The 25,925-nt window shown below is 65.1% G+C and carries 27 protein-coding genes; 12 read left to right on the top strand and 15 right to left on the bottom strand.

The window, feature by feature from the left end:
- Positions 1–5: 5 nt before the first annotated feature.
- The 6 genes from chrA to BMY68_RS06495 all read right to left on the bottom strand — a co-directional run bounded on the left by chrA (position 6) and on the right by BMY68_RS06495 (position 4,922).
- Positions 6–1,208, bottom strand: a complete 1,203-nt coding sequence (chrA, locus tag BMY68_RS06520) for a chromate efflux transporter (RefSeq protein WP_085530933.1) — start codon at positions 1,206–1,208, stop codon at positions 6–8.
- Positions 1,209–1,229: 21 nt separating this feature from the next.
- On the bottom strand, positions 1,230–1,721 hold the full coding sequence (locus tag BMY68_RS06515; protein ID WP_085530934.1) for a GNAT family N-acetyltransferase: 492 nt from the start codon (positions 1,719–1,721) through the stop codon (positions 1,230–1,232).
- A gap of 94 nt (positions 1,722–1,815) precedes the next feature.
- The gene (locus BMY68_RS06510; RefSeq protein WP_085530935.1) at positions 1,816–2,421 is read right to left on the bottom strand and encodes a DinB family protein; all 606 of its coding nucleotides are present in this window, start codon (positions 2,419–2,421) and stop codon (positions 1,816–1,818) included.
- 32 nt (positions 2,422–2,453) lie between these two features.
- Positions 2,454–3,566 (bottom strand): cell division protein ZapE, encoded by a 1,113-nt coding sequence (gene zapE / locus BMY68_RS06505; protein ID WP_085530936.1) that lies wholly within the window; start codon positions 3,564–3,566, stop codon positions 2,454–2,456.
- A 243-nt stretch (positions 3,567–3,809) separates the two neighbouring features.
- Positions 3,810–4,151, bottom strand: coding sequence for a nuclear transport factor 2 family protein (locus tag BMY68_RS06500; protein WP_085530937.1), 342 nt, complete (start codon positions 4,149–4,151; stop codon positions 3,810–3,812).
- Positions 4,152–4,205: 54 nt separating this feature from the next.
- On the bottom strand, positions 4,206–4,922 hold the full coding sequence (locus BMY68_RS06495; RefSeq protein ID WP_062825795.1) for a helix-turn-helix transcriptional regulator: 717 nt from the start codon (positions 4,920–4,922) through the stop codon (positions 4,206–4,208).
- A gap of 393 nt (positions 4,923–5,315) precedes the next feature.
- On the opposite strand from BMY68_RS06495, the gene BMY68_RS06490 reads away from it, so the two are divergent.
- On the top strand, positions 5,316–6,755 hold the full coding sequence (locus BMY68_RS06490) for a nucleobase:cation symporter-2 family protein (protein WP_085530938.1): 1,440 nt from the start codon (positions 5,316–5,318) through the stop codon (positions 6,753–6,755).
- Between the two features lie 264 nt (positions 6,756–7,019).
- Entirely contained in the window at positions 7,020–7,493 is a 474-nt protein-coding gene (locus BMY68_RS06485) for an LEA/WHy family protein (protein WP_009048850.1), read from the top strand.
- A 201-nt stretch (positions 7,494–7,694) separates the two neighbouring features.
- Here BMY68_RS06485 and glsB read toward each other — a convergent pair whose 3' ends face one another.
- The gene (gene glsB / locus BMY68_RS06480; RefSeq protein WP_009043730.1) at positions 7,695–8,603 is read right to left on the bottom strand and encodes a glutaminase B; all 909 of its coding nucleotides are present in this window, start codon (positions 8,601–8,603) and stop codon (positions 7,695–7,697) included.
- 225 nt (positions 8,604–8,828) lie between these two features.
- Between glsB and BMY68_RS06475 the strand changes: the two genes are divergently transcribed.
- Positions 8,829–9,716 carry a LysR family transcriptional regulator gene (locus BMY68_RS06475; protein ID WP_085530939.1) on the top strand — a complete coding sequence of 296 codons (888 nt, stop codon included), beginning with the start codon at positions 8,829–8,831 and terminating at the stop codon, positions 9,714–9,716.
- A gap of 140 nt (positions 9,717–9,856) precedes the next feature.
- Positions 9,857–11,110: a ferredoxin reductase family protein gene (locus tag BMY68_RS06470; protein WP_085530940.1), complete on the top strand. Its 1,254-nt coding sequence runs from the start codon at positions 9,857–9,859 to the stop codon at positions 11,108–11,110.
- A gap of 6 nt (positions 11,111–11,116) precedes the next feature.
- Here BMY68_RS06470 and BMY68_RS06465 read toward each other — a convergent pair whose 3' ends face one another.
- Positions 11,117–12,640: an MFS transporter gene (locus tag BMY68_RS06465; protein ID WP_085530941.1), complete on the bottom strand. Its 1,524-nt coding sequence runs from the start codon at positions 12,638–12,640 to the stop codon at positions 11,117–11,119.
- 113 nt (positions 12,641–12,753) lie between these two features.
- Here BMY68_RS06465 and BMY68_RS06460 point away from each other — a divergent pair, with 113 nt between their 5' ends.
- Together BMY68_RS06460 and BMY68_RS06455 are read left to right on the top strand one after the other, a co-directional pair.
- Entirely contained in the window at positions 12,754–13,650 is an 897-nt protein-coding gene (locus BMY68_RS06460; protein WP_085530942.1) for a LysR family transcriptional regulator, read from the top strand.
- A 41-nt stretch (positions 13,651–13,691) separates the two neighbouring features.
- On the top strand, positions 13,692–14,237 hold the full coding sequence (locus BMY68_RS06455) for a GNAT family N-acetyltransferase (RefSeq protein ID WP_085530943.1): 546 nt from the start codon (positions 13,692–13,694) through the stop codon (positions 14,235–14,237).
- Here BMY68_RS06455 and BMY68_RS06450 read toward each other — a convergent pair.
- Positions 14,230–15,150: a carbon-nitrogen hydrolase family protein gene (locus BMY68_RS06450; RefSeq protein WP_085530944.1), complete on the bottom strand. Its 921-nt coding sequence runs from the start codon at positions 15,148–15,150 to the stop codon at positions 14,230–14,232. The two genes, BMY68_RS06455 and BMY68_RS06450, sit on opposite strands and share 8 nt — an antisense overlap.
- A gap of 85 nt (positions 15,151–15,235) precedes the next feature.
- Between BMY68_RS06450 and BMY68_RS06445 the strand changes: the two genes are divergently transcribed.
- Positions 15,236–16,171, top strand: a complete 936-nt coding sequence (locus BMY68_RS06445) for a LysR family transcriptional regulator (RefSeq protein ID WP_085530945.1) — start codon at positions 15,236–15,238, stop codon at positions 16,169–16,171.
- Here the strand turns inward: BMY68_RS06445 and BMY68_RS06440 are convergent.
- Positions 16,143–16,397, bottom strand: coding sequence for a hypothetical protein (locus tag BMY68_RS06440; RefSeq protein ID WP_007928582.1), 255 nt, complete (start codon positions 16,395–16,397; stop codon positions 16,143–16,145). The genes BMY68_RS06445 and BMY68_RS06440 overlap by 29 nt on opposite strands.
- Positions 16,398–16,552: 155 nt before the next feature.
- On the opposite strand from BMY68_RS06440, the gene BMY68_RS06435 reads away from it, so the two are divergent.
- Entirely contained in the window at positions 16,553–16,873 is a 321-nt protein-coding gene (locus BMY68_RS06435) for an ElaB/YgaM/YqjD family protein (RefSeq protein WP_009043722.1), read from the top strand.
- A 96-nt stretch (positions 16,874–16,969) separates the two neighbouring features.
- On the opposite strand, the gene BMY68_RS06430 is transcribed toward BMY68_RS06435, so the two are convergent.
- On the bottom strand, positions 16,970–18,007 hold the full coding sequence (locus BMY68_RS06430; RefSeq protein ID WP_085530946.1) for an Ldh family oxidoreductase: 1,038 nt from the start codon (positions 18,005–18,007) through the stop codon (positions 16,970–16,972).
- 390 nt (positions 18,008–18,397) lie between these two features.
- Between BMY68_RS06430 and BMY68_RS06425 the strand changes: the two genes are divergently transcribed.
- Positions 18,398–19,399 (top strand): FecR family protein, encoded by a 1,002-nt coding sequence (locus BMY68_RS06425; protein WP_085530947.1) that lies wholly within the window; start codon positions 18,398–18,400, stop codon positions 19,397–19,399.
- 52 nt (positions 19,400–19,451) lie between these two features.
- Here the strand turns inward: BMY68_RS06425 and BMY68_RS06420 are convergent, their stop codons facing one another.
- On the bottom strand, positions 19,452–21,800 hold the full coding sequence (locus tag BMY68_RS06420) for a bifunctional acylase PvdQ (RefSeq protein WP_085530948.1): 2,349 nt from the start codon (positions 21,798–21,800) through the stop codon (positions 19,452–19,454).
- Positions 21,801–22,116: 316 nt separating this feature from the next.
- On the opposite strand from BMY68_RS06420, the gene BMY68_RS06415 reads away from it, so the two are divergent.
- Positions 22,117–22,497 carry a hypothetical protein gene (locus tag BMY68_RS06415; protein WP_007928587.1) on the top strand — a complete coding sequence of 127 codons (381 nt, stop codon included), beginning with the start codon at positions 22,117–22,119 and terminating at the stop codon, positions 22,495–22,497.
- A 19-nt stretch (positions 22,498–22,516) separates the two neighbouring features.
- On the opposite strand, the gene BMY68_RS06410 is transcribed toward BMY68_RS06415, so the two are convergent.
- Positions 22,517–22,705: a hypothetical protein gene (locus BMY68_RS06410; protein WP_007928588.1), complete on the bottom strand. Its 189-nt coding sequence runs from the start codon at positions 22,703–22,705 to the stop codon at positions 22,517–22,519.
- A 197-nt stretch (positions 22,706–22,902) separates the two neighbouring features.
- On the opposite strand from BMY68_RS06410, the gene BMY68_RS30265 reads away from it, so the two are divergent.
- On the top strand, positions 22,903–23,034 hold the full coding sequence (locus BMY68_RS30265; protein ID WP_007928589.1) for a hypothetical protein: 132 nt from the start codon (positions 22,903–22,905) through the stop codon (positions 23,032–23,034).
- A gap of 91 nt (positions 23,035–23,125) precedes the next feature.
- Here BMY68_RS30265 and BMY68_RS06405 read toward each other — a convergent pair whose 3' ends face one another.
- On the bottom strand, positions 23,126–24,043 hold the full coding sequence (locus BMY68_RS06405) for a LysR family transcriptional regulator (RefSeq protein ID WP_085530949.1): 918 nt from the start codon (positions 24,041–24,043) through the stop codon (positions 23,126–23,128).
- Between the two features lie 119 nt (positions 24,044–24,162).
- Between BMY68_RS06405 and BMY68_RS06400 the strand changes: the two genes are divergently transcribed.
- Complete coding sequence (locus tag BMY68_RS06400) at positions 24,163–25,158, top strand: aldo/keto reductase (protein WP_085530950.1); 996 nt, start codon at positions 24,163–24,165, stop codon at positions 25,156–25,158.
- A gap of 61 nt (positions 25,159–25,219) precedes the next feature.
- Here the strand turns inward: BMY68_RS06400 and BMY68_RS06395 are convergent, their stop codons facing one another.
- Positions 25,220–25,750 (bottom strand): hypothetical protein, encoded by a 531-nt coding sequence (locus BMY68_RS06395; protein ID WP_009043715.1) that lies wholly within the window; start codon positions 25,748–25,750, stop codon positions 25,220–25,222.
- Between the last annotated feature and the right edge of the window lie 175 nt (positions 25,751–25,925).

Genomic DNA, 25,925 nt, shown 5'->3' with positions numbered 1-25,925 from the left:
TGGCGTCAGGCCTCCAGCAGCAGGCCGACGGCGCCACCGGCGAGCACCACCAGCCAGGGCGGCAGCTTCCAGCGCATCAGCGCGGCCAGGGCCAGCAGGGCCAACCCCAGGTCCAGCGGCTTGAGGATGCTGCTGGTCCACAGCGGGTCGTACAGCGCCGCCGCCAGCAGGCCGACCACCGCCGCGTTGACGCCGGCCAGCGCGGCCTGGACCCGGCCCAGGTGGCGCAGGTGCTGCCAGAACGGCAGGACGCCAACGATCAGCAGCATGGCCGGCAGGAAAATCATCGTCAGGCACAGCAGCGCGCCGCGCCAGCCGTCGATGGCCGCGCCGAGAAAAGCCGAAAAAGAGAACAAGGGCCCCGGCACCGCCTGGGCGGCGGCATAACCGGCGAGAAACAGATCGTTGCTCAGCAGGCCCGGTGCGACCACCTCGCTCTGCAGCAACGGCAGCACCACATGGCCGCCGCCGAACACCAGGGCACCGGCGCGATAAAAACCATCGGCCAGCAGCAGCGACAGGCTGGGCCAGAGCCCGGCCAGCAGTGGCAAGCCCGCCAGTAACAGGGCAAAGAGCACCAGGGCCAGATAGCCCGTGCGCTTGCCGACCGCGATCGCCAGGCCGTCCTCGCGGTTGTCGAAAGTCGGCTGGAGCAGGCCTGCGCCGATCATCCCCGCCAGCAACATCACGCAGACCTGGCCAAGGGTGGTCGGCCAGAGCAGCACACTGATCGCCGAGACAAGCGTGATCAGCATGCGCAGCGGCCCGCGGCACAAGGCACGGGCCATGCCCCACAGGGCCTGGGCCACCACCGCCACCGCGACGATCTTCAGGCCATGCACCAGCCCGCCGGGCAACCCTGTGCCGCTACCGCTCAGGCCCATGGCCAGGGCAATCAGGATCAGCGCCGAAGGCAAGGTGAAACCCAGCCAGGCGCCCAGCGCGCCCGCCAGCCCCGCCCGCGACCAGCCCAGGGCAAAGCCCACCTGGCTGCTGGCCGGCCCCGGGAGGAACTGGCACAGGGCGATCAGTTCGGCATAGGCCGCCTCGCTCAGCCAGGCGCGGCGCTGGACGAATTCGGTGCGGAAATACCCCAGGTGCGCCACCGGCCCGCCGAAGGAGCTCAGGCCCAGCCGCAGGAACACCAGGAACACCGTCCAGGCACTGTCACGGCGGGTCACGGGGGCATCCAGGGGAGATGAGTTCATCGGGCGGCGGGCTCCAGGGGCTTACAGGGTTTTGTTCCAGAACAGCATCCGGCCATGGCTCGGGTCGAGCCTGGCGTCGTCGAAGCCGAACTTGCGGTAGGACGCCTGGGCCACGGCGTTGCCCTCCAGCACTTCCAGGGTGATCTTGCAGCAGCCGCGCTGGCGGGCGATCTCCTCGACCTTGTGCAGCATCTTCTGGCTCAGGCCCATGCCGCGGAATTTATCGATCACCGACACATCGTGCACATTGACCAGCGGCCGGCCGGCAAAGGTGGAAAAGCCCTCGAAGCAATTCACCAGGCCGGCCGGTTCGCCACCGACAAAGGCCAGCACGCTGAACGCGTGGGGGCGCTTGGCCAGTTCGCCGGGCAATTGCCGCAACAGATCGGCGTCCAATGGCTGGCCGCCGCCCATCGGGTCCTGGGCATAGTGGTTGAGCACCAGGGCGATCGCCTCGGCGTGTACCGGGTTGGTGTAGCTGGCCTGGAGTACCAATACGTCTGCAACGTCCATGTTTGTCCTCAACAGTTATTGAACCGGGCGGGTCCCCGGGAGAGCGATTGTAAACATCGGCACATGACCAAACGAACGGCTAGCGCGTCAAGCGCTACCGTTCTTTTTCCTCGACCGCCTCCGCGCCCCAGATCTGCGCTTCGCTCCAGCCCAGCTCGGCAAAGTCCTCGGCGCGCAGTGCCGCCTCGCCCGCGCAGAAGAACTCGTCCAGCTGCGGCGGCGCCACCCGGGTACCGCTGAGCATGGCGTGCACCTGGCCACGGTGATGCAACTGGTGCTCGAACAGGTGCGAAAGCAGGCGCAACCGGGTATCGCGCTGGGGGTTTTCCCGGGCGATGGTGACGATGCGCGCAAGGTCCACATCCCGTTGCTGTTCGCAATAGGCGATCAGCCGGCGGTCCACCAGCGCCTGCTCGCGGCGCAGGTCGGCGGCCTGGTCGAAGGGCTCCTCGACCTCGAAAAACACATAGCAGTCGGCCCGTGGCGCCTCGCCGCGCAGCTCTCGCTCCAGCGCGTCGACGTAGAACCAGTCGCAGGTAAGGATGTGGTTGAGGGTGGCTTTCAGGCTGGGAAAGAAACTCACCCGCGGCGCCGCCAGCTCGCTCGGGTCCAGTATTTCCCAGGCCTTGCCCAGGCGGTGATTGGCCCAGGCGTTCTGGTAAGCCATGGTCAGCAGATGATGGGACAGGGGCTGGTTCACGGTCAGGTCTCCCTTGTAATGATCAGGCGTGCTCAGCCGAAACGCTGCAGCTGCATCTCCTTCAGACGACTGAGGGTACGGCGGAATGGAAACTCCAGGTAGCCCTCGGTGTACAACGCCTCCATCGGCACCCGCGCTTCGAGGTAGAGCGGCACCTTGCGGTCATAACACTCGTCCACCAGGGCGATGAAACGCCGCACGCTGTCATCGTGCACCGACAGCTGCGGCAGCTCGCGATCGCCCGCCACCACTCGCTCGGCGCCATCCTCGGTGCCCCGGGCAATCCGCCCCGGGCGCTGTTGCGCGCTGAGCTCGGGCACTTCGCTGAGCAGGATCGCGCTGAAGCGGTCGCACAGGGCCATGAAATCCATGGCGGCGAACGGCTGCTCGCATAGGTCGGCGAAACGGCACCAGAGCACCCCCTCGCTGGCCTTGATCACCCGGACCTCGCGGTAGCCCACCGACAATACCGCGCTGGACACCGCCTGCCCCGCCGCCAGTTGTTCGAACACCGGGCCCAGGGCGCTGGGCTGGCCGGCCGGGGTGACCCAATAACGCTGGATGGCCGCCCCCGGGTGCAGGCGATGGTCCTGGGCGCCGTCCACCGCCACCACCTGCATATGCGCCTCGATCGCGGCGATCGCCGGCAGGAAACGCTCGCGGTTGAAGCCGTCGGCATACAGCTGTTGCGGCGGCTGGTTGGAAGTGCAGACCATCACCACGCCCTGCTCGAACATCACCTGGAACAGGCGCCCGAGAATGATCGCGTCGCCGATGTCGTTGACGAACAGTTCGTCGAAACACAACACCCGCACCTCTTCGCTCAGCTCGCGGGCCAGGGCCTGCAGCGGGTCGGCGGTGCCGGTCAGCTGGAACGAGCGCTGATGGACCCAGCCCATGAAATGGTGGAAGTGCTGACGCCGCGCCGGCACCTCGAGGCTTTGATAGAACTGGTCCATCAGCCAGGTCTTGCCCCGCCCCACGGGGCCCCACAGATAGACCCCGGTGATCGAGCGTCGCCCTTCATGCAGGGCGACATGACACTGCTGCAGGGCCAGCATCGCCCGCTCCTGGGCCTCGTCGGCGACGAAACCGCGCTCCTGGAGGGCGTACTGATAGGCGCTGAGGGGGGAATCGAAAGGCATGGGATCCACGCATCCGCAAAGGGGCCGCGCAGTATGCCATGCCTCACCTGGCGACCGCTGCGGCTACAGGGAACGCGGCGCCTGTGTAGCCGCTGCCGAGCAGCGCGAGGCTGCGATCGGCAACGCCGTTGCCGTAATCCGGGCCGCGCGTTCTACCTGATACACCGCGTGCCCAGGTTTTGCGGCAACTGCGTTGCCGATCGCAGGCTTCGCCAGCGGCTACAGCGAGCGCGGGCGCGACGGCTACAACGAAATATCCAGCCGGGCGATCTTGCCCTGCTCGTCCAGGCGGAATACGTAGCGCAGTTCCAACGGGCTGCCGGGAAAGCTGCCGGAGATCAGGTTGTCCACCAGCACCTTGCCAGTGCGTTGCTGGACCTTGAGCACCTCGAGCCGGGGTTGGTAACGGCGGGCGGTGTCTTCCATCCATTGGGCGATGGCCCGGGTGCCGGCCTGATGCTGGCCCTCATCGAACACCTGGGCGTCTTCGGCGAAGAAACTGGCCACCGCCGAACTGTCACGACCATTGGTGGCCGCGAGGTAGGCGGCGATGGCCGGCGCGAGAGAAATGGCTGTGCTGGACATGGTGCTGCGGCTCCTTGTTTATCGTTGCTGGAGCCATGCTAAAACGCCGTCGCGTCAATTCTTGTCAGGAGTGAAACGCCCGGCATCGTCCAGTTGCATGCGCTGGCGCCAGGTGCGCAACAGGTCGCTGCGCCGTCCCGGATAACGCTGGCCCTGCTCGCTCGCGGCGGCGATGCGGTCGGTGCGAAAAGTGCGGAAATCGTCGCGCAGCTCACACCAGGCGACGATCACCCGCGCCTCGTTCATAAAGCCCAGGGCCAGCGGCCAGATCAGGCGCTGGCTCGGTGTCTTGTTCACGTCGGCGTAATCGATGTGCAGCTTGGCCTGCTCGCGGATCGCCTGGCGAAACACATTCAGCGGCACCACGTTTTCCGGGTAGCGGTACGCCGGCGGACCGGGCAGCACCGTCGGGTTGTGCAAGGCTTCCTGGGCCGCCGGCGCCAGCACCGCGGCGATCTTTGCCAGGGCATCGGCGGCGGCCTTGCCGAGGACTTCGTCGCCACGCTGGTCGACATAGCGCAGGCCAAGAACGATGGCCTCGGTCTCGTCGGCGTTGAGCATCAGCGGCGGCAGGAACAGGCCGCTGCGCAGCACATAGCCAATCCCGGCCTCGCCGTGGATCGGCGCGCCCAGGGCCGTCAGCTCGGCGATGTCGCGGTACAGGGTGCGCTCGGACACCGCAAGCTCGGCCGCCAGCGCCGCGGCGGTCACCGGGCAGCGCTTGCCGCGCAGCACTTGCAACAGGGTCAACAAACGCGTGGTGCGCGACATGGCATCAGGCTCGACAGGGAAAGATCGGCGCAGCTTAGCAGAGCCCCCTGTCAGGATCTGTCAGTAGTAAACCCCGTAGCCGCTGCCGCAGGCTGCGATCGGTCGCGAAGCGGCCGCAATCCGGACAGCGCACTCTGCCTGATGTACCGCAGGCTCAGGTTTTGCGGCAACTGCGTTGCCGATCGCAGCCTGCGGCAGCGGCTACAGGGACCGGTGTGTCTGGGGGATTGTGCGGCTGGCCCTTCTGGCCCGGGCACCTTTCTGGCATCCTGCGCCTCCATTTTTCTGACCGGGTCCGCAGATTTTGCCTTACGTCCTCCGACAGCCCGCGTCGCGCCCCTTTTCTCCACGTGTTTCATGCCCTATCGACACGTCATTGGCAGGCTTTTTCCCATGACCGCACCTGATCGCTCCACGCCGCGCTACAAGTCCGACCTGATCTATGGCCTGGAGGACCGCCCGCATTTCAGCGCGGCGATCTTCGCCGCGCTGCAACATGTGCTGGCGAGTTTTGTCGGCATCATTTCCCCGACCCTGATCTTCGGCGGCGTGCTGGGCCTGCAGAACGAAACGCCCTACCTGATCAGCATGGCGCTGTTCGTCTCGGGCCTGGGCACCTTCGTCCAGGCCCGGCGCCTGGGACCAATCGGCTCCGGGCTGCTGTGCGTGCAGGGCACCAGCTTTTCCTTTATCAGCGTGCTGCTCAGCGCCGGGCTGATGGTCAAGGGCCGTGGCGGTAGCAATGAGGACATCCTCTCGACCATCTTCGGCATCTGCTTCTGCGCGGCCTTTATCGAGATGTTCCTCAGCCAGTTCATCGGCAAGCTGCGCAAGCTGATCACCCCGGTGGTGACCGGCACCATCATCACTCTGATGGGTCTGTCGCTGATCAAGGTGGCGGTCACCGACATGGCCGGCGGCTTCGGCGCGCCGGACCTGGGCGCCGCCAGCAACCTGGGCCTGGCCGCCCTGGTGCTGCTGACCATTGTCGTGCTCAACCGCTTCAGTCACCCGATGCTGCGCCTGGGCTCGATCGTCATCGGCCTGACCCTGGGCTTCGTGGTCGCCTGGCTGCTGGGCCGGGTCGATATGGCGGCGATGCCGGACGTGCCGATGGTCAGCGTGCCGGTGCCGTTCAAGTACGGTTTCTCCTTCGACCTGATCGCCTTCATTCCACTGGCGGTGATCTTCCTGATCTCGCCCCTGGAAGCGGCCGGCGACCTGACCGCCAACTCGATGATTTCCCAGCAGCCGGTCAAGGGCCCGCTGTACATCAAGCGCATCAAGTCCGGCCTGCTGGCCGACGGATTCAACTCGATGGTGGCGGCGGTGTTCAACAGCCTGCCGATGGTCACCTTCGCCCAGAACAACGGGGTGATTCAGCTGACCGGCGTGGCCAGCCGCTACGTGGCGTACTTCATCGCCGGCCTGCTGGTGCTGCTGGGGCTGTTCCCGGTGATCGGCGCGGTGCTGCAACTGATGCCCAAGCCGGTGCTGGGCGGCGCGACCCTGATCATGTTCGGCACCGTGGCCGTGGCCGGGATCAAGATCCTCGCCGAAGCCGGGCTGCATCGACGCAACGTGCTGATCGTGGCGATCTCCCTGGGCATGGGCCTGGGCGTGGCGGCGGTGCCGGAAGTCCTGCGCGAACTGCCCAAGGCGTTGCACAACATCTTCGAATCGCCGATCACCGTGGGCGCGATGTGCGCGATCCTGCTGAACATCTTCCTGCCGGAAGAGTTCATCGAGCTGGAAGAAGACGAGTTCGACCCGGAAGCGGCGACCCTCAAGGTCATGCAGGACCCGGATATGAGCGCCAAGGCCAACGCGTAAGCGCAATGCATTTCTGTAGAGCCTGTCGACGCTTGCAGGAACGGCTGCTTCTGTAGGAGCAGCCTGTCGACGCTCGATTGCTCGCGATGGCGTCATTAGCCGCACCGCCAAACGCCCGGCCTCAAGTCCAATACCAGCCCTGCCGGCCCAATCGCCGACAAGCCTGGCTCCTACAGAAACCGGGCGTTCTTGACATCGTGGTTTGTGGTGCAGACCTGGTCGCGCTAGATTCGCTACTGCCTCCTTACCCGCAGAGAGCTTCCAATGCGCAGATTCCTCGGCCTCACCCTTTCCTTACTGTTGCTCAGCCTGAGCGCCTGCGCCCTGTTTCCCCAGCACGATCCGCTGAATATCAATGTGGTCGGTATCGAGCCCTTGCCCAGCCAGGACCTGGAAGTGCGCTTCGCAGTCAAGCTGCGCCTGCAGAACCCCAACGAAACCGCGATCAACTACAACGGCGTGGCCCTGGACCTGGAAGTCAACGGCCGGCCGCTGGCCTCCGGGGTCAGCGACCAGAGTGGCAGCATCGGGCGTTTCTCCGAAGGCGTGCTGGTGGTGCCGGTCAGCGTCTCGGCCTTCGCCGTGCTGCGCCAGACCCTGGGCCTGAGCCAGACGCAAAGCCTCGACGACCTGCCCTACGTGCTGCGCGGCAAGCTCGCCGGCGGCCCGTTCGGCACGATGCGTTTCGTCGAAAAAGGCCAGCTGAGCCTGCCCAAGACCGCCAACTTCACCTGGTAATCGCACGCGCAGCGCTCGCAAAACCAACCGGCACGCTTATCCAGACAGATCGTGGACTCAGGCTTTGCGGTTGCTGTGTCGGAATGCCGCCCAAACCGAGCGCAGCCTCGCAAGCTCGGCAGCGGCTACACAGACACCGCGTCCCTGTAGCCGCTGGCGCAGCCTGCGATCGGCGGCGCAGCCGTCGCCAACTCCCCGCCCCTAGAACACCGACCAGCCGATGCGCTGGCTCAGCAATTCCAGCGCCGCCATGCCCACCAGGGAATTGCCCGCCGCGTTCAATTCCGGCGACCACACGCATACCGTGAATTGCCCCGGCACCACCGCGACGATGCCGCCGCCCACGCCGCTCTTGCCCGGCAGGCCGACGCGGTAGGCGAAATTGCCGGCTTCGTCGTACAGGCCGCTGGTGGCCATGATCGAGTTGACCTGCTGGGTCTGGCGCGCCGTGAGGATCTGCTCGCCGCTGTGCTTGCAAAAGCCGTCGTTGGCCAGGAAGCAGAAGGCCCGCGCCAGGTCGATGCAACTCATGCGCAGCGCGCAGTGGCTGAAGTAGCTGCGCAGCACCGCCTCGACGTCGTTGTGGAAGTTGCCGAAGGACTGCATCAGGTAGGCCATCGCCGCATTGCGCGCGCGGTGCTGGTATTCCGAATCGGCGACGCGGCCGTCCACCAGCACCTGCATATTGCCGGACAGGCGTCGCACGAAATCGCGCATGGACAGCGCTGGCGCGGCGAAGCGCGACTGGTTGATATCGCAGATCACCAGCGCCCCGGCGTTGATGAACGGGTTGCGCGGACGGCCACGCTCGAACTCCAGCTGCACCAGGGAATTGAAAGGCTGCCCGGACGGCTCATGCCCCAGGCGCTGCCAGATCGCCTCGCCGGAATGGCCGATGGCCTGCACCAGGCTGAACACCTTGGAAATGCTTTGCACCGAGAACGGCGTATCGGCATCGCCGGCGCTGAACACCTGGCCATCGTTGCCATACACGGCAATCCCCAGCTGGTTGGCCGGCACGTCGGCCAGCGCCGGAATGTAGCTGGCCACTTTGCCCTGGCCAATCAAGGGACGGACCTCGTCGAGGATCTCGTTCAACAACGCTTGCATGTTCAGACTCGCACTTCGTGCCTCGCACCGCCGCGAAGCTACCGCTGCTAGACGCATGCCGCCGGGTCGAGAACACAGTTGTCGTGGCCATCCCTGGCACACCCCCTCCCAACACCCACCGCGCGGGAGAAAAACCGTCGATGAAAATCGCCCGCGGACCGCGCATTTTTGATCGGGCAGAGCCGCAGCTGATAGGCTTTCCACTACATTCGACAGGGAGCGCTCATGGATCTCAACGCCGCCAGGATGTTTGTCAGCGTGGTCCAATGCGGCAGCATTTCGTCCGCCGCCAACCTGCTGCAACTACCGCTGGCCACCATCCGCCGGGGCATTCGTGAACTGGAACGCAGCCTCAACGTGCAACTGCTGGAACGCTCCACCCGCGGCACCCGGCTGACCGCCGCCGGCAGCCAGCTCTATGAACACGCCAGCCGCGGTATCGAAGCCCTGGCCGAGGGCGAACAGGCTGTCAGAAATGATCGAATGCACTTGCAGGGCCGCCTGAGTGTGTCGGTGCCGGCGGCATTCGAGAGCTGGTGGAAGCTGCTGGCCGAGTTCCAGCGGCGCCATCCCGAGGTCCAGGTCGCGGTCTATACCAGTGAGCGGGAAAGCGACCTGGCGCAAGACGGCATCGACGTCGCCTTGCGCGCCGGGCCGCTGTTCGACGAGGAGCGCCCGGCGCGCCTGCTCGGCAGCTACCGGCATATGCTGGTCGCCAGCCCGCTGCTGCTGGAGCGCCTCGGCACCCCGCAAACCCCCGCCGACCTTCGCGGATTCCCCTGTGCCGTCTGGTCGCGCCAGGCCGATGCCCGGGAACAGTGGCAGCTGGGCGACCAGTCCTACAGCCCCGACCCGCTGTTCGCCGCCAACGATTACCTGCACCTGCGCCAACTGGCGCTGACCGCCAAGGTGGTCACCGAGCTGCCGGCCTTTCTCGCCGCCGAAGCCGTGCGCGACGGTCGTCTGCAAGCCCTGCTGCCGCGCCTGCCGATGCCGGAACAACAGCTGCACCTGCTGTATCCGAACCAGCGCCCGCCCTCGAACATCGTCCGCGCCTACCTGGATTTCGCCCAGGCCTGGCTGGTGGAAAACCCCTTGCCCGACCCGCGCTGAGCAGGCGCTGATGCAGATCAGCCCAGGACTGCCGCTTCGCCAGTAAAATGCGCCCTCACCTGGCTGCGCCCTGACCCGCCCGCAGCCTGCGACCCATCCTGTGCGCCGACACTGGCGCCATTTTTCTGGAGGTGTCCCCCTTGAGAACCTGGTACTCGGTGGTCGGCGTCCTGCTGATCACCACCCTCACCGTGCTGCTGGAAATCCCCAGCGATACCTGGCTGACCTCCGCCACCCTGAGCCTGGTCCTCGGCGCCACGGCGCTGGCCTATATGGCCCTATCCTGCCTGCTGGCCAGCCGCTGGCGCTGGGTCGAGCGGCTGTTCGGCGGCCTCGACCGGGTCTATGAAAGCCACAAGTGGCTGGGCATCTGGGCGCTGGTTTTCGCCAGCTACCACCTGGTGTTCAAGGCCAACCTGGATCTCTGGCAAAGCGTGCCAATCATCGAGCTGTCCAAGTACTGGACGCGCATGGTGCGCCAACTGAGCTATGTCGCCCTCGGCCTGATCGTGCTGCTGGCGCTGAACCGCAACATTCCCTACGGCCAGTGGCGCTGGTGGCACAAGCTGTCCGGGCCGCTGTTCGCGATCGTCATCCTGCATTGGCTGAGCTTCAAGTCGCCGATTGCCCTGGATAACCCCTCGGGTATCTGGCTCACCGCGCTTTGCGGCCTGGGCCTGCTTGGCGCCCTGTACAAGCTGCTGCTCTATCCGTTGCTGGCCAAGGCCGGCGAATACCGGGTCAGCGCCGTGACCCTGGAGAAAAATTCCCTGCACCTGGAGCTGACTCCGCTGCATCGCGGTTTCGCCTTCAAGGCCGGGCAGTTCGCCTTTCTCGCCATGCGCGAAAAAGGCCTGCGCGAACCGCACCCCTTCACCATCGCCAGCGCTCACGCCAGCGACGGGCGCATCGAGTTCGTGATCCGCGCCCTGGGCGACTACACCCAGAAGCTGCGCCAGCAGGTCAAGGTCGGCATGCTCGCCGACCTCTATGCGCCTTATGGCCGCTTCAAGCGCCGGCTCGATGCCGGCCGGGAAATCTGGATCGGCGGTGGCGTGGGCATCTCACCCTTTATCTCATGGCTGCAGGATGCCGCCGCCGGGCGCTTCGACCAGGCGACCCTGGTGTACTGCTGCAACCCGTCACGGGCCTTCCCCAGCCTCGAAACCTTGCAGGGCCTGGCCGAGCAGCGCGGGGTGGCTTTCATCGGCCACACCGACGGCGCCGACCGCCTGGGCGAAACCCTGCAACGGCTGGCCAGCGAAACCGATCCACGGCAGATCCAGATCAGTTTCTGCGGGCCCAAGGGCTTGCTGGCACGGGTCAAGGCGTTGATGCGCGAATACGCGATTCCCGAGCGCAACCTGCACTACGAGTTCTTCGAGTTTCGTTGAACGCCCTCAAGTCCGGCGCGGCTCATGCAGCATCAGCCGCACCACCAGCGCCGCGACCAGGGTGATGGCGATCAGCGCATACAGCAGCCAGGTAAAGGCCTTGGCATAGAGCCCGAGCAGCAGCTCCCGGCCCAGCTCGGGCAACAAGGCCACGCTGGCCTGCAGGTTGCCGCTGGCCAACTGTTGCGCGGCCAGCGACAGTTGCGGATGCTCCGGCAGCGCCGCGGCCATGGACAGTTGCAGCAAGCCGGCCAGCAGGGCCACCACCAGGGCCAGGGCAATGCCCTCGCCCGCCACCCGGGTGGTGCTGAAGATGCCGGTGGCCATCCCCGCCCGTTCCTTGGGCACCACACTGACCGACAGTCCGTCCATCAAGCCCCAGGGCAAACCGGCACCGAAGCCGATCAACAGCATGGGCAAGACATTGGCCGCCGGTGCCTGCCCCGGGGCGATCCGGCTGAGCAGATAGAGCCCGAGCGCGGCAATCACCAGGCCGACGCTGGACAGAGTCCCGGCACCGAACCAGCGGGTCAGCCACGCGGCCAGCAACGGCACCACCACCATCGGCGCGGACAGGGCGATCATCATCAGCCCGGCATCGATCTCGCTGTAGCCTTCCACGCCGATAAAGCGGATCGGCAGCAGGATCAACAACACCACGAAGCAATAGCAGGTGGCGATCGGCAGCAGCTGCACGCCGACAAAGCGCGGGTAACGAAACAGCGACAGGTCGAGCATCGGCCGCTTGACCCGCAGCTCCACCACGATAAACAGCAGCAACGCCAGCAGCGCCACCAGCAGCAGCCCCCAGACCAGCGGGCTGCCCCAGCCGCTTTGCGGCGCCTGCAAAATGCCCCAGGTCAGCGCCACCAGCGCCGCGGTGAAACTCAAGGTGCCGGGCCAGTCGACCCCCGCCGCGTCCGGGTCGCGGGACTCAGGCATGCGCGGCACGCCGAACAGCAGCGACAGGCCGCCGATCAAGGTCCCGGAGACGAAGATCGAGCGCCAGCCGTAGGCTTCGATCAGCACCCCAGCGAGGATCGGCCCGAATGCCAGGCCGACGCCGAAGGTGGTGCCCAGCAGGCTGAAGGCACGGGTCCGCGCCGGGCCCTCGAACGCCTGGGCCAAAGCCGCCGAGCCGCCCGCCAGCGCCGCCGCGCCAGCCAGCCCCTGCACCGCCCGCAACAGGTCGAGCCACAGCACCGAAGGCGCGAAAGCCAGGGCCAGCGACGTCAGGGCGAACAGGCCGACACCGAGGCTGAACACGCGCTTGCGTCCGTACTCGTCGGCCAGGGTGCCGGCGGCCATCAGCGCGCTGCCGAAACTCAGCATGAAGGCATTGGTGATCCAGCTCAGGGCCAGGGGGCCGCCGCCCAGCTCGCGGCCGATGGCCGGGGTCGCCACGGCCACGCCGACGAAGGTCAGCGGCAAGATCAGCGCCGCCAGGCACACCGCGGCCAGCACGGCGTAGGAAGAACCGCCGGCGACAGTGTGATCTAAGGCAACAGGCATATCGGTTGGCGAATTCATCGGCACCTCAGGGGGAACGTTAGGGTGCGATCAATGGTAGATTCGCCGCAATCACCCAAAAACAGGGCTAAAGTCCGTTCTTTACGGACATTAATGCTCTAATCGAGATTCCCATGGATAACCTCAGTGGCATGCTGGCCTTTGTGCGCACGGTGCAGGCCGGCAGTTTTGTCGGCGCGGCGGAGCGCCTGGGCATCTCCGCCTCGGCGGTGGGCAAAAGCCTGGCGCGCCTGGAAGAACGGCTCGGCGTGCGCCTGCTCAATCGCAGCACCCGGCGCATCAGCCTGACCGACGAAGGCACGCTGTTCTTCGAGCGCTGCCAGCGCATCGTCGGCGAGGTGGAAGACGCCGAAGCCGAGCTGGCGCGTATCAGCGACAAACCCCGCGGCAAGCTGCGGGTCAGCCTGCCCGCCATCGGCTATCGCATGCTGCTGCCGATCCTGCCGGAGTTCGCCGAACGCTACCCGGAGATCGAACTGGACCTGGACTTCAACGACCGGCTGATCGACGTGATCGCCGAAGGCGTCGACGCGGTGATCCGCAGCGGCGAGCTAGCGGACTCCCAGCTCAAGTCGCGCACCCTGGGGCCATTCCGCTTTGTGCTGGTCAGCGCCCCCCACTACTTCGCCCGCCATGGCCTGCCCGAGTGCCCACGTGACCTGGAGCGACATGTCTGCCTGCGCTACAAGTTTCCCGGCACTGTGCAATTGCAGGAATGGAAACTGCGCCTCCCCGCCGACGCCCCACCGCTGCTGCTACGCAGCGCCCTGACCAGCAACAACCTGGAATCGCTGATCCACGCCGCCACCCAGGGCCTGGGCATCGCCTTCGTTCCGGACTTCGTAGTGCGTGACGCCCTGGCCGACGGCTCGCTGGTGTCGGTGCTGGACGACTACCAGATCGACAGCGGCAAGTTCTCGGTACTCTGGCCCGGCAGTCGACATCTGCTGCCGAAACTGCGAGTGTTCGTCGACTTTCTCAGCGAACGCCTGGTGCTGGGCGGACGCTGAAACGCCCTTATAAGGCCAATCACAAGGAATGTGCCGCAAGCATGCAACCGATACCCACCCTGTACACCGAACGCCTGATCCTGCGTCCGCTGGAACTGGCCGATGCCGAGGCCATTCAGCAGCAGTTTGCGCACTGGCAAGTGGTGCAATACCTCAACGCGCGGGTGCCCTGGCCCTATCCTGCCGATGGTGCCCTGACGTATCTGCGCGACCTGGCGCTGCCGGCCATCGAGCGCGGCGAGGAATGGCACTGGTCGATCCGCCTGAAAAGCGCGCCGGAACAATTGATCGGCAATGTCAGCCTGATGGACCAGGCCGACAATAACCGCGGCTTCTGGCTGGCTCCGGCGTGGCAGGGCCAGGGCTATATGGGCGAGGCCAGCGCGGCGGTCACCGAGTACTGGTTCGAGGTGCTGGGGCGTGAGGTCATGCGGGTGCCCAAGGCCGCTCCGAACCTGGCCTCGCGGCGGATTTCCGAACGCGCCGGCATGCGCCTGATCCGCAGTGACGAAGACGACTTCGTCTGCGGGCGATTGCCCCGTGATATCTGGGAAATCACCCGCGAAGAGTGGCGTCGCCTCAAATGAAACGCACGCCAGCCTTGGCCCGCTCGTCCACCGTCAGCTCGAACACATCCGGACGGGCATAGTGGCCAACCACGTCGTAGTCGTAGCGCGCCCGCACCAGCTCGTCAGTATCGATCTGCGCCGTCAGCAGGCCGGCGCGTCCCACCAGCGGCCCCGCCAGGACCTCGCCCATGGGCCCGATAATCACGCTGCCACCGGCAATCAGCGGGCGCTCGGCCGGCCAGTTGGCGATCTCCAGCCCCAGTGCCTGGGGTGACGCCTGCACCTGACAGGCGCTGACCACGAAGCAGCGGCCTTCATGGGCGATGTGGCGCATGCTGACCTGCCACATCTCGCGCTCGTCCACGGTCGGCGCACACCAGACCTGCACGCCCTTGGCGTACATCGCGGTGCGCAGCAGCGGCATCATGTTTTCCCAGCAGATCACCGCGCCGACCCGGCCGACCTGGGTGTCGAATACCGGCAGGGTCGAACCGTCGCCCTTGCCCCAGATCAGCCGCTCGGTGCCGGTGGGCATCAGCTTGCGGTGCTTGCCCACCAAGCCGTGCTGCGGATCGAAATACAGCGCCGTGCAATACAGGGTGCTGCCAGCGCGCTCGATCACCCCCAGCACCAGGTTGGCCCCGGTGCGCGCCGCCAGGCCGGCCAGGGCCTCGGTCTCCGCGCCCGGCACATCGACCGCATTGGCGAAATAACGGGCAAAGGCTTCACGGCCTTCCGGTAGGCGATAGCCGAGCTGGGTGCCGAAGCCCTCGCCCTTGGGGTAGCCGCCGAGCAAGGCTTCGGGCATCACCACCAACTGCGCGCCGGCCTCGATGATGGCGGCTTCAAAGGACAGGATCTGCTCCAGGGTATCGGCCTTGCCCCCTGGCAGGGAGCCGATCTGCAACGCGGCGACAACGGACTTGGACATCGGGGAAACTCCTGTGGCGATGAAGTGTTGCCCATTGTCCGGCCCTCGCCGATCATGCAGAAAGCCCCTCCTGATACTGAATGATATGAACCAGATGAATATCGCCCAGGTCGATCTCAACCTGCTCAAGGCCTTCGAAGCCCTGCATGACGAATCCAGCGCCAGCCGCGCCGCCTTGCGCCTGGGCGTCACCCAGTCGGCCATGAGCGCGGCGCTGCGGCGCCTGCGCGAGCTGTACGGCGATCAGTTGTTCGTGCGTACCGGGCGTGGCCTGGCGCCGACCCTGCGGGCCAACCAGCTCAAGCCGGTGGTCAGCGAGGCCCTGAACAAATGCCGGCAGAGCCTGGCCATGGTCGATCCCCATGCCAGCCATTATCAGGGCCGCTCGGTGGCGATCGGGCTGTCGGACGATTTCGAGATTGCCTACGGTCGGCGCCTGATCGAGGAAGTCGCCCGGCGGGCACCGAAGCTGCGGCTGATCTTTCGCCAGAGCCACAGCCAGATCGTCGGCGAAGCGCTGTTGCAGCGCAGCATCGACCTGGCCATCAGCGCCGGCGGTTTCGCCGAACGCATGCTCAGCCGTCAGGTATTGGGGGAAGGCAGTTATCTGTGCCTGGCGGACCCGGCGAGCCTGGCCCCGGGACAGCAGGTCATCGACCTCGACGAGTTCGTCGCCCGCGAGCATGTGCTGGTGTCGTCGCAAGGCTTTATCGGGATTACCGACGAGGGTCTGGCGGCCCTGGGGCTGAGTCGCCAGGTCTGCGCCTCGACCACGCATTTCGCCGCGCTGCCCCATCTGCTCAAGGGCAGCCAGGCGGTGGCGACCATTCCGGCCCACGCCGCGCGGAGCATCGCCGAACTGACCGGGCTGGCGCTGCTGCCCTGCCCGCTGGACCTGCCGCGTTACCCCATCGAGCTGGGCTGGCGCACCAGCGCGCAGATCGATCCGGTGGTGCTGAAAGTGCGCGAGGCGATCGTCGCCAGTTTCGAGCTTACTTGTTCGCCGCCATCAGGCGATTGACTTCACTGCGCACCATGTTGGCGTATTCCGGTGGCGACATGCCGTCGAGCTCGGCACGCACCCATTCGGCCCATTTGCCCTTGCGCTTGCCGCGCTCGCCGAACAACCGTGCGGCTTCGCCCTTGGCCTTGCCCAGGTTGCTCTGCCACAGCTCGAACAGACGGGACTTTTCATCTTCGATCTCTGCACGCTCGGCGAGAGTCTTGTTGGCCAGATTGAAGCTCATGGGAATTTCCTGCTGCGTAAAATAGCCGACATCTTACACTGTGACGGCTGGGGTTTTCCCGCCGGCATGGAGCGGGTGGAGAAAATATCTGCAACTTTTCGCCGGCCCCGCGACTCCATTGTTCATCGCATCACTGACCCGCAAGGAGTAACTCAATGGCTCGTAAAACTGCTGCGCAAGCGGCTGACGAACAAATCAAGGACCAGGAATTCAGCGAGCTTCAAGCGTTGATCGAAGAATCGGAAAAGCTCCTGAAAAGCAGCGCATCGCTGGTGGGTGAGGAAGGCGAGAACCTGCGCCAGCAGGTCGGGTTGAAACTCAAGCAGGCACTGGACTCGGTGTCCAGCGTGCGCGAGCGCAGCAAGCCAGTGGTGGACGCTACCGAGCAGTACATCGGCGGCCATCCGTGGCAGACCGTGGCCATCTCCGCCGGCGTCGGCCTGGTGGTGGGCTTGTTGCTGGGGCGTCGTTCGTAACCGGTTTTCTGTAACGGCCAGCGCCACCCGCGACCGCTAAAAAAAGGACCAGGCTCGCAGCATGCTCGCCTGGTCCTTGCGTTTTGAAACCGCGCGTTAAAGCCCCGCCAGCTCCCGCAAGTGCTTGAGCTCTGCGGCGTCCAGGGCAATCCCCTGTTGCCGGGACTTTTCCCGCTGGCGATGCCGGCGATCCCCCGGCAGGCGCTTGAGCCCCACGCCATGCATCTGCCGGATCAGCTCCTGGCTGCGCTCGGCGAAATTCTGCCCGGCGCCCTTGCTCGGATCGATGACGATCAGCAACTGGCCGGTCCAGGGCGTCTTCGCGCCCGGGTGGTTGGACCAGTCGAACTCGAACGAGAAATTTCCACCGGTCAGCGCCGCCGCCAGCAGCTCGACCATCATCGACAGCGCCGAACCCTTGTGCCCGCCGAACGGCAACAGCGCGCCGCCTTCGAGAATGGCTTTCGGATCGTCGGTGGGCTGGCCGAGGCCGTCCACGCCCATGCCCGGCGGCAGGCGTTCGCCCTTGCGCGCGGCGATCTGCACGTCGCCATGGGCAATGGCGCTGGTGGCCAGGTCGAAGACAATGGGGTTACCCCCGGCCTGGGGCGCGGCAAAGGCGATCGGGTTGGTGCCGAACAACGGTCGATCGGCGCCGTGGGGCACCACGCAGGTCATGCTGTTGACCACGCTCAGGGCGACCAGCCCTTCCTCGGCGAACGGCTCGACGTCCGGCCACAGCGCGGCGAAGTGATGGGAATTGCGGATGGCCAGAATGGCGATCCCGGCGTGGCGCGCTTTCTCCACCAGCAACGCCCGCGCCGCCGCCAGCGCCGGTTGAGCGAAACCGTTACACGCATCGACCCGGACAAAGGCCGGGGCCACGTCTTCGACCACCGGCACAGCCTTGCCGTTGACCCAGCCGCTGTCGAGGGTCGAGACATAACCGGGAATACGGAACACGCCATGGCTGTGGGCGCCGTCGCGCTCGGCAGCGGCACAGTTGTGCGCCAGGCAACGCGCCACTTCGGCGCTGGTGCCATGGCGCAGGAAGATCGTTTCCAGCAGTTTCACCAGTGCCTCGAGCGACAGGTGTTCCTGCGGTGTTGCAACAGCCGGGGGCGATACAGACATCTGGAGCTCCGGATTAATTATTGGAATGGGCTACAGCGAATGAGAAGGCACCCAGGTGAGTGCGTCCGACGATTAAACAACGCTTTGCGCGCGCCCTGTCAACCTCGGGCATGGCCTTGCACAGGCGATGCCAGGAAGAGACAGAGCCGCCACCAACACGCTGTCAGCCGAGGATCGCGCGCCGGAGCTCGGCAAGGTGGCAGTGGCGATGACAGCGGCCAAGGTATTTTTGATCATTTTTTCACTCCCGCTGTGGATACTGCTGACAAAAGTCCTGTGTTTCAGAGGCTTTGCTCCAAAAATAACCCGCACTTTGATATGCATTAGCCATGACGGCGGTTCTACAAGCCTGGCTGCGAAGGGTAGAATGCGCGAAACCAGGAAGAGCCAATGAGCGAACAGCACCTCACAGAAGCCGAATACGACGCCATCACCGATGCCGCCGCGCAGTGGTGCATGCGTCTGCATGCCGCGGACTGTACGGCCGCCGAACGCCAGGCCTTCGAGCAATGGCGCGATGCCCACCCGCTGCATGCCTTCGAATACGAAGCGATGCAGGAAATCTGGGAAGTCGCCGACCATCTGCCACGTCCGCCAGCCACCACCGTCCTGCCCTTGCCGGCGTCGCGCAAACCCTGGCGCGCCTACGGCATGGCCGCGGCGATCAGCGCCCTGGCCCTGCCCCTGGCCGCCTACAGCGGCTGGAGCCTGGGCTGGCTGCCCTCCTCCTACGAGCACTTTCAGGCCGACGGCAGCATGCGCCAGGTAACCCTGGCCGACGGCAGCCAGGTCGAACTCAACCTGGGCACCGAGCTGACCTACAGCAACTACAAGGACCAGCGCCGGGTCACCCTGAAAAAAGGCGAAGCCTTCTTCAAGGTCAGCCACGACAGCGCCCATCCGTTCGTGGTCAAGGCGGCCAGCGGCCAGGTCCGGGTCACCGGTACCGAGTTCAATGTCTGGATGTACGAGGATCAGGTGCGGGTCACCCTGCTCGAAGGTTCGGTGCTGGTGAACAGCGACAACAGCCACCCCGACGCTGGCGTGCCTCTCGATCCGGGCATGCAGGCGCGTTATCGCCAGGGCGATTACCAGCCACTGATCAGCCAGACCGCTGCCAACGACAGCTCGCTGGCCTGGCGCCAGGGCAAACTGGTGCTGGACAACCTGGCGCTCGGCGAGGCCCTGCCGCTGATCAACCGCTACCTCAGCAAGCCGGTGATGCTGGCCGACAGCGCCACGGGCAACATTCGGGTCGGCGGCATCTACGACGTCACCGCGGTCAAGAGCCTGGTGACCACGCTGCCCAAGGTGTTGCCGGTGTACCTGACCCGCAACCAGGACGGCAATCCGGTCATCAACTCGCTGCCAGGCACCGCGCCAAAAAGCTGAAGGCCGCTACCCTCGCGGGTGCGGCCTGCGCTTGACGGCAGATTGAACGCGCTTACTGGGTCGCGACCTTGCGCAACCGATCGTCCACCTCGTGAATCACTTGCAACCGATACTGCGGGTCCGCCTGGATCTGCTGCTCGGTGAACGGCAACACACTCCACTGCTTCTTCGAGAACGCCTCGGTCTGGTCCCGCGAGTGCGGCGACGCCGGGTCGCTGGACAGGGAAAACGCCAGCAGGCCCTGGGCATGCGGGCCCTGCTCGTCGAAGGTCACCACTTGCAGGTAACTGGTACCGCTGACCACCTCCCGCTTGCCGTCGGCCGCGGGGATGCTCTGGATCGCGTTGTACACGCCCAGGCTGGCCGGGCCGCCATGAATCGGCGTCTGCCGGCCGCCGCTGCTGACCACCTGGATATCGCCCCAACGGCTGTCGGCCTTCAGGCCCGACTCGGCCACCTGTTGCACCGAGGCCAGCATCGCCGCGCGCAGCGCCTTGGCCACGGGCGGCCGGTCGATCGCCAGGCCGCGCGGCGTGTGCTGCGGGTCCCGCGCGTCGAAGGCCACGCGCCAGCGATCGTCGATCGCCTCCAGCTGTTCCATAACGTTCTGGAAATGCACCAGGCCCAACCCGCTTTGCAGGTTGGCGCTGCGGTCCCAGGCCTTGAGGCTGGCACACAGCGGCGCCAGGGCCTGGGCATCGCTGCCCAGGTCGGCGGCACAGAACTGCAGCAGGTCCGGCATCACCTGCCCGGCCTGGTACACCTGGTCGTCCATCACCATGTGCTTGAGGTCGGCGGCGCTCAGCGGCTCGCCCGTGCCCGTGCCGATCAGGCGATTCAGGGCAAAACGCGCGCGCTGCCCTAGCGGCAGGTCCTGCTGGCTGATCAACGGCGAGAAACCTTGCAACGGCGCGGCCGGGTTGACCATCCACGCCGAGTCGTTGGAGTTCTGCACGTAATCGCTGCGCAACAGTTGCGGCAACTGGCTGGCCGGGTAGATGCCCTTTTGCGCGGCGGCCGGGTCGATGTCCCAGGCACAGGCCGCGCGGGAACCGTCGAGAATGATCAGCTGGGTGCCGATCCGCGGGTCGCTGCAGTGGGCGAGTTTTTCCGTGCTGACGTTGGGCACCACTGATTGGTTCATGTACAGCGTCTGGCCCTGGTCATCCACGGCCAGGGTATTGACCCAGGGAATGCCCTGCAGTTGATGCACCGACGCCTGCAACTCCTTGAGGCTGCGGGCCTGGTTCATCGCGTACCACTGCTGCAGCACTCGGTCGTTTTCCAGGTTGGCATCGCGCAGGCTGTAGGCGAAACGGTTGTCCCAGTCCAGCTTGCCGGGCCACTGCACCAGCGGGCCGAATTGCGAGCTGTAGACACTGTGGCTGACGGTCGTGAGCTGGCCGTCCTCGCCCTGCACCTTGACGCTGACCGTTTGTTTCTCCAACGGCAGGGACTTGCCGTCGAGCAGGTAGCGGGTCGAGTCCTTGGGGTCCAGTTGCAGGCGGTACAGGGTGAAGTGCTTGGAGGTGTCCACCGTGTGGGTCCAGGCCAGGTGCTGGCTGAAGCCGATATTGATCATCGGCAAGCCGGGCAAGGCGGCCCCCATGACGTCCAGCTTGCCGGGAATGGTCAGGTGCATCTGATAGAAGCGCATGCCGCCCACCCATGGAAAATGCGGGTTGGCCAGCAACATGCCGCGACCATTGAGCGAGCGCTCGCGCCCCACGGCCACCGCGTTGCTGCCGCGGTCCAGGGCGAACCGCTGGCCGCGGGCATCCGCCTGGGCGAAGGCCTGGGCCGATGGCTTCAGCTGCGCCGTGGCGGATGGCGGGGTCGCGCCCACCAGGGCTTCGGCGAACTGGCCGACGCCACCCTCCACCAACAGCCGGCGGGTCAGCTTGACCAGGTCCAGGGCGGTCAACGGCCGTACCCAGTCACCCTGGCACTGCTCGGGCAGGCCCTGGGCCCGGCGCTCGGCCAGGGAGCGGTTATAGCCGGCGACATACCCTTCGATCAGTTGCCGCACCTGCGGCGTCTGCGCCTGCCAGAAGCCGAACACCGCCTGGGGCGTGTTCAGCCAGTTGAAGAACAGGTCGCTGGTGAGGTTTTCCCGTTGCTCGACGGTCTGCCGCTGCGAGCCGAAATACTTCGAACGCTCGCCATTGACCGTCAGCACTTCGTTGGCCAGCAGGCACAGGTTGTCCTGGGCGTAGGCATAGCCGATGCCGTAACCCAGCCCGCGCTCGTCGGCGGCGCGAATATGCGGGACACCAAAACCGGTGCGGCGAATATCGGCGCTTGCCTCGCCACCCTGGACCTCGCGTCCCTGAGCCACAAGGCTCAGCCCGAGAAACAAACCCGCAAGGCAAAACCTGGGCAACTGGCTGGAAATAATCACGCCGACTCCTGATCGAAAGAAGATGCACAACCCAGGCTGGCGCGGCATGCCGATAAGCACACAGGGGATACGGATTCCAGCCCGGTAAAGGACGGCGCGACCCGGCATCAGCCAAAGCCCGCCTGCCCTTACAGACGAAACCGCCACGGAAAATTTAGCGCCCTCGCGCCAGGCGCCGATCTCCCGCCAACCTGAAGACGACAAAGCCCTCACAAATTTTCTACAACTGATTCCTCATGATTTGCGCGGCTCGTTCGTCTAGTTATGTGAGAGCACCCGTCATTTTCCTGATCAGGCTCTGAAAAGGAGTTTTTGCATGTACGACCCGCAACTGCCAACGGATGGCCACACCGCACAACCCGCGTCCTCCCTGAACGCCGGCGCCGGTGTCTTCGGCAAGCAAGCCGAGCGCAACCGCAACGAACGCATCAGGCACCTGCTCAAGAGCTTCGGCCTGCGCACCAGCCTGATTCGCCTGAAAGTCATCGATGCCTTGCTGCAGGCCGCCGAAAGCCAGCGCGCCCTGGGGGTGCGAGGCATTCACAGTCATTTGCTGGAGCTGGATATCCCGCTGTCGTTCCTCAGCGTGCGCGAGGTGTTGAAGCGGCTGTGCAGCGAAGGCGTGATCACCCTCAATGCGGACAAGAGCTTCAGCCTGCATCAACAGGCTGAAGCCATACTCGACGGCCGCGACTGAGGCCGTCGGGGGGTGTCTCTCAAGGCTTGACCTTGCGCCGCATCACGCCATTGATCACGACCACGGTCACCGCCACGCCAATGGCGATGTACTGGAACATTTTCTCGGTGATCATCCCGGCGTTCTGCAGGTAAGAAAGGCCAAGCATGATTCCCAGTACCACCAGGGAAATCACAATCGAATAGATCAAGCGTTGCTTCTGGGTCATTGCGGGTTCCTGAACCTGTAAAGGTGCGGCCTGAAAATGCCGCGTGTAAATGTATCGATTCTGTATCGAAACAGATGCCAAACGCCTACCGAGAATCGGGGATGGGCGCGGGCAAACGGGGTCTCATGTTACAGCCGCCGAAGAGTTTTCGCTGCATTGCGGCGGTTTTAACCCGAGAGCCCTTTGAGGACTGCGCAATGTTCCGTCGAATCACCCGGCTGATTCCCCTGCTGGCGATGCTGGCCCTGTCCGGCTGCATCATCTTCCCTCACGACGGCTGGCATCACCGCCATTACGACGGCGGCCCCGGCTACTACTACCACCGCTAAGTCATCCAGAGCGCCAGTATTTCCCCCTTGTAACCCACCACGAAATTGCCCGACGCCCGCCTCGCCGCGGGCGTCTGTCTTTACTGTCGAGCTACGCCAGCCGGGTGTTGTGAATCCCCGGCTGGGCGAACAATTCCACCAGCCAGTCGACGAACACCCGGACCCGCGTCGACAGGTGCCGGTGCGGCGGGTACAGCGCACTCAACGGCATCCTGGGTGGCGGGATGTGCCGGAGCACTTCGCTCAGGCGACCTTCGGCCAGCTGCTGGGCGACGTGATAATAAGGCGTCTGCACCAACCCATAGCCGGCCTCGCAGGCGGCCAGGTAGCCATCGGCGCTGTTGACCGACACCTGCTTGGGCAACTCCGGCAACAGTACCTGGCCCTGCACCTCGAACTCCAGGCCATAACGCTTGCCGCTGACGCTGGAGAAATACTCGATCATCTGATGCCCGGCCAGCTCGTCCAGGCTCTGCGGCACACCGCGCTGGCGCAGGTAGGCGGGGCTGGCGCACGTCACCTGCTCCAGCGCCAGCAACGGCCGGGCCACCAGTGAATCGTCGAGGCACAGGCCGCCGCGCAATACGCAGTCGACCCCTTCGCGGATCAGGTCCACCGGCCGGTCGTTGAGGCCGATTTCCAGGTCGATCAACGGGTAGCGCTCGGAGAACGCCGGCAACGCCGGGATCACCACCAGCCGCCCGATCCCCGCCGGCATATCGATGCGCAAGGTGCCGCGCGGGTTGTGGCGCGCCACGGAAAACACCGCTTCGGTTTCCTCAAGGTCCGCCAGCAGCCGCACGCAGCGCTGGTAATAGGCGGCGCCGTCCAGGGTCGGCGTGACCTGGCGGGTGGTGCGCAACAGCAGCTGCACGCCCAGATGCGCCTCCAACTGTTTGATCAGCACCGTCACCGAGGCCCGGGGCATCTGCAGGCTGTCGGCGGCCTTGGCGAAACCGCCGAGGTCGACGATGCGGGTGAACACACGCATGGCATTAAAACGGTCCATTGGCTTGGCCTGTCACGGATTATTTAGAAATCACGAATAGTGATAGCGCTTTTAGCCGGTTTATCTTGTTTTTGTCGAGGAGAACAATGGCCGCCACCCCATCCACTGGAGCTTCTCCTATGCAAACCCGTCAACTGGGCAAGAACGGCCCGCAAGTGTCAGCCATCGGCCTTGGCTGCATGGGCATGACCGATTTCTACACCACCGGCACCGATACCCGGGAAGCCACCGCCACCTTGCATCGCGCCCTGGAACTGGGGATCAACCTGCTGGACACCGCCGACATGTACGGCCCCCACAGCAACGAAATCCTGATCGGCCAGGCGATCCGCGGCAAACGCGACCAGGTGTTCCTGGCCAGCAAGTTCGGCATCGTCCGCAACCCCGGCGACCCGGCGGCGCGCGGAGTGAACGGCCGCCCCGAGTACATTCGCCAGGCGATCGACGGCACCTTGCAGCGCCTGGGCGTGGACACCCTGGACCTGTATTACCAGCACCGCATCGACCCGGACGTGGCCATCGAGGAAACCGTCGGCGCCATGGCCGAGCTGGTGCGGGCCGGCAAGGTCCGCTACCTGGGGCTCAGCGAAGCCTCGGCGGCAACGCTGGAGCGGGCCCACAAGGTGCATCCGATCAGCGCCCTGCAAAGCGAATATTCGTTGTGGAGCCGCGACCAGGAAGACAACGGCTGCCTGGCGGCCTGCCAACGCCTGGGCATCGCCTTTGTGCCCTACAGCCCGCTGGGGCGAGGTTTTCTCACTGGCGCCCTGAAGAGCCCGGAGGATTTCGCCGCCGACGACTACCGGCGTTTCAGCCCGCGCTTCCAGGGTGAGAACTTCACCAGGAATCTGCTGCTGGTGGAACAGGTCAAGCAACTCGCGGCGGCCAAGGGCATCACCGCCGGGCAACTGGCCCTGGCCTGGGTGCTGGCGCAGGGCGATTACCTGATCCCGATTCCGGGCACCAAGCAACGCAAGTACCTGGAGGAGAATGTCGCCGCGCTGCAGGTCCGCCTCGGCGCCGACGAACTGCAGGCCCTGGAACGGATCTTCAGCCCCGACGCCACCGCCGGCGAGCGTTACCCGCAAGCGGTGATGGCCTTGCTCGACCGGTAAACAGCCCGCCACAAAAAAGGCCCTCGACCGGTTGATCGGTCGAGGGCCTTTGTTTGTCGCCTCACGCCTTGGCGGAGTGATTCTTGTCGGTCACCGTGGTGCCGTTGCCCTTGCCGTAGCTTTGCAGGTTCTGCAGCACGTAGATGGCTTTCTTGTACTCGGGGATCAGGTAGCTGGCGTACTTGTTGCCCTTGAGGTTGTTGGTCTGGATGTTGTCCAGCTGGATCGCGAAGTACTCCAGGGCATTGAACTTGGCATCCGGGTCGGCCTGCACGCCGAAGCGGTCGAACTTGTCGCCGGCGTTGAGCAGGGTCATCGCCGTCACGTCGCTGATCAGCCCCTTCTGCTTGAGGAAGGTGCTCATGTTGCCCAGCTGCTTGGCGCTGACATTCTCCGGATCGAAACCCTTGATCTGCTTGTGCAGCTTCATTTCGTCCATCTTGAACACGTTCAGCGCCAGCGGGTTCTGGCCGACCAGGGCGAGCATCTGCTTGACCTTGACGCTCTGGCTGACCGGCTTGCCGCGGGTGCCAGTGTCCTGCACCAGCAGACCGGCTTTGCTGGTCCAGCCGCCGACATATCCAATTGTCATAAAAGACTCCTGTGTACGGGCTTTTCCATGGCCTTATATCCACTTGCACAGCCAACTAGAGGGTTGCGCAAATTCAACTAATAAGCGTCTGAAAAGCCTGATTGAGGGAAAACGATGCCCGTGAGTATCGGCGCGCCAAAGCACCTCTCCAACAAATATTTCGGCTTTTTACAAT

This window comes from Pseudomonas sp. NFACC41-3 (assembly GCF_900109505.1).
Classification (GTDB): Bacteria; Pseudomonadota; Gammaproteobacteria; order Pseudomonadales; family Pseudomonadaceae; genus Aquipseudomonas; species Aquipseudomonas chlororaphis.
Note: the sequence above shows the minus strand (reverse complement) of the source record. Positions and strands in the feature narration are given on the sequence as shown.

Excerpts from the sequence above, each read along its gene's own strand:
- BMY68_RS06445 (WP_085530945.1), top strand. The coding sequence starts at position 15,236 with ATGAACCAGATGAATATCGCCCAGGTCGATCTCAACCTGCTCAAGGCC.
- BMY68_RS06465 (WP_085530941.1), bottom strand. The coding sequence starts at position 12,640 with ATGAATTCGCCAACCGATATGCCTGTTGCCTTAGATCACACTGTCGCC.
- BMY68_RS06500 (WP_085530937.1), bottom strand. The coding sequence starts at position 4,151 with ATGTCCAGCACAGCCATTTCTCTCGCGCCGGCCATCGCCGCCTACCTC.
- BMY68_RS06395 (WP_009043715.1), bottom strand. The coding sequence starts at position 25,750 with ATGACAATTGGATATGTCGGCGGCTGGACCAGCAAAGCCGGTCTGCTG.
- zapE (WP_085530936.1), bottom strand. The coding sequence starts at position 3,566 with ATGCCTTTCGATTCCCCCCTCAGCGCCTATCAGTACGCCCTCCAGGAG.
- BMY68_RS06450 (WP_085530944.1), bottom strand. The coding sequence starts at position 15,150 with ATGTCCAAGTCCGTTGTCGCCGCGTTGCAGATCGGCTCCCTGCCAGGG.
- BMY68_RS06415 (WP_007928587.1), top strand. The coding sequence starts at position 22,117 with ATGTACGACCCGCAACTGCCAACGGATGGCCACACCGCACAACCCGCG.
- BMY68_RS06425 (WP_085530947.1), top strand. The coding sequence starts at position 18,398 with ATGAGCGAACAGCACCTCACAGAAGCCGAATACGACGCCATCACCGAT.
- BMY68_RS06495 (WP_062825795.1), bottom strand. The coding sequence starts at position 4,922 with ATGTCGCGCACCACGCGTTTGTTGACCCTGTTGCAAGTGCTGCGCGGC.
- BMY68_RS06460 (WP_085530942.1), top strand. The coding sequence starts at position 12,754 with ATGGATAACCTCAGTGGCATGCTGGCCTTTGTGCGCACGGTGCAGGCC.
- BMY68_RS06485 (WP_009048850.1), top strand. The coding sequence starts at position 7,020 with ATGCGCAGATTCCTCGGCCTCACCCTTTCCTTACTGTTGCTCAGCCTG.
- BMY68_RS06515 (WP_085530934.1), bottom strand. The coding sequence starts at position 1,721 with ATGGACGTTGCAGACGTATTGGTACTCCAGGCCAGCTACACCAACCCG.
- BMY68_RS06475 (WP_085530939.1), top strand. The coding sequence starts at position 8,829 with ATGGATCTCAACGCCGCCAGGATGTTTGTCAGCGTGGTCCAATGCGGC.
- BMY68_RS06430 (WP_085530946.1), bottom strand. The coding sequence starts at position 18,007 with ATGTCTGTATCGCCCCCGGCTGTTGCAACACCGCAGGAACACCTGTCG.
- BMY68_RS06435 (WP_009043722.1), top strand. The coding sequence starts at position 16,553 with ATGGCTCGTAAAACTGCTGCGCAAGCGGCTGACGAACAAATCAAGGAC.
- BMY68_RS30265 (WP_007928589.1), top strand. The coding sequence starts at position 22,903 with ATGTTCCGTCGAATCACCCGGCTGATTCCCCTGCTGGCGATGCTGGCC.
- BMY68_RS06455 (WP_085530943.1), top strand. The coding sequence starts at position 13,692 with ATGCAACCGATACCCACCCTGTACACCGAACGCCTGATCCTGCGTCCG.
- chrA (WP_085530933.1), bottom strand. The coding sequence starts at position 1,208 with ATGAACTCATCTCCCCTGGATGCCCCCGTGACCCGCCGTGACAGTGCC.
- BMY68_RS06490 (WP_085530938.1), top strand. The coding sequence starts at position 5,316 with ATGACCGCACCTGATCGCTCCACGCCGCGCTACAAGTCCGACCTGATC.
- BMY68_RS06405 (WP_085530949.1), bottom strand. The coding sequence starts at position 24,043 with ATGGACCGTTTTAATGCCATGCGTGTGTTCACCCGCATCGTCGACCTC.
- glsB (WP_009043730.1), bottom strand. The coding sequence starts at position 8,603 with ATGCAAGCGTTGTTGAACGAGATCCTCGACGAGGTCCGTCCCTTGATT.
- BMY68_RS06400 (WP_085530950.1), top strand. The coding sequence starts at position 24,163 with ATGCAAACCCGTCAACTGGGCAAGAACGGCCCGCAAGTGTCAGCCATC.
- BMY68_RS06440 (WP_007928582.1), bottom strand. The coding sequence starts at position 16,397 with ATGAGCTTCAATCTGGCCAACAAGACTCTCGCCGAGCGTGCAGAGATC.
- BMY68_RS06410 (WP_007928588.1), bottom strand. The coding sequence starts at position 22,705 with ATGACCCAGAAGCAACGCTTGATCTATTCGATTGTGATTTCCCTGGTG.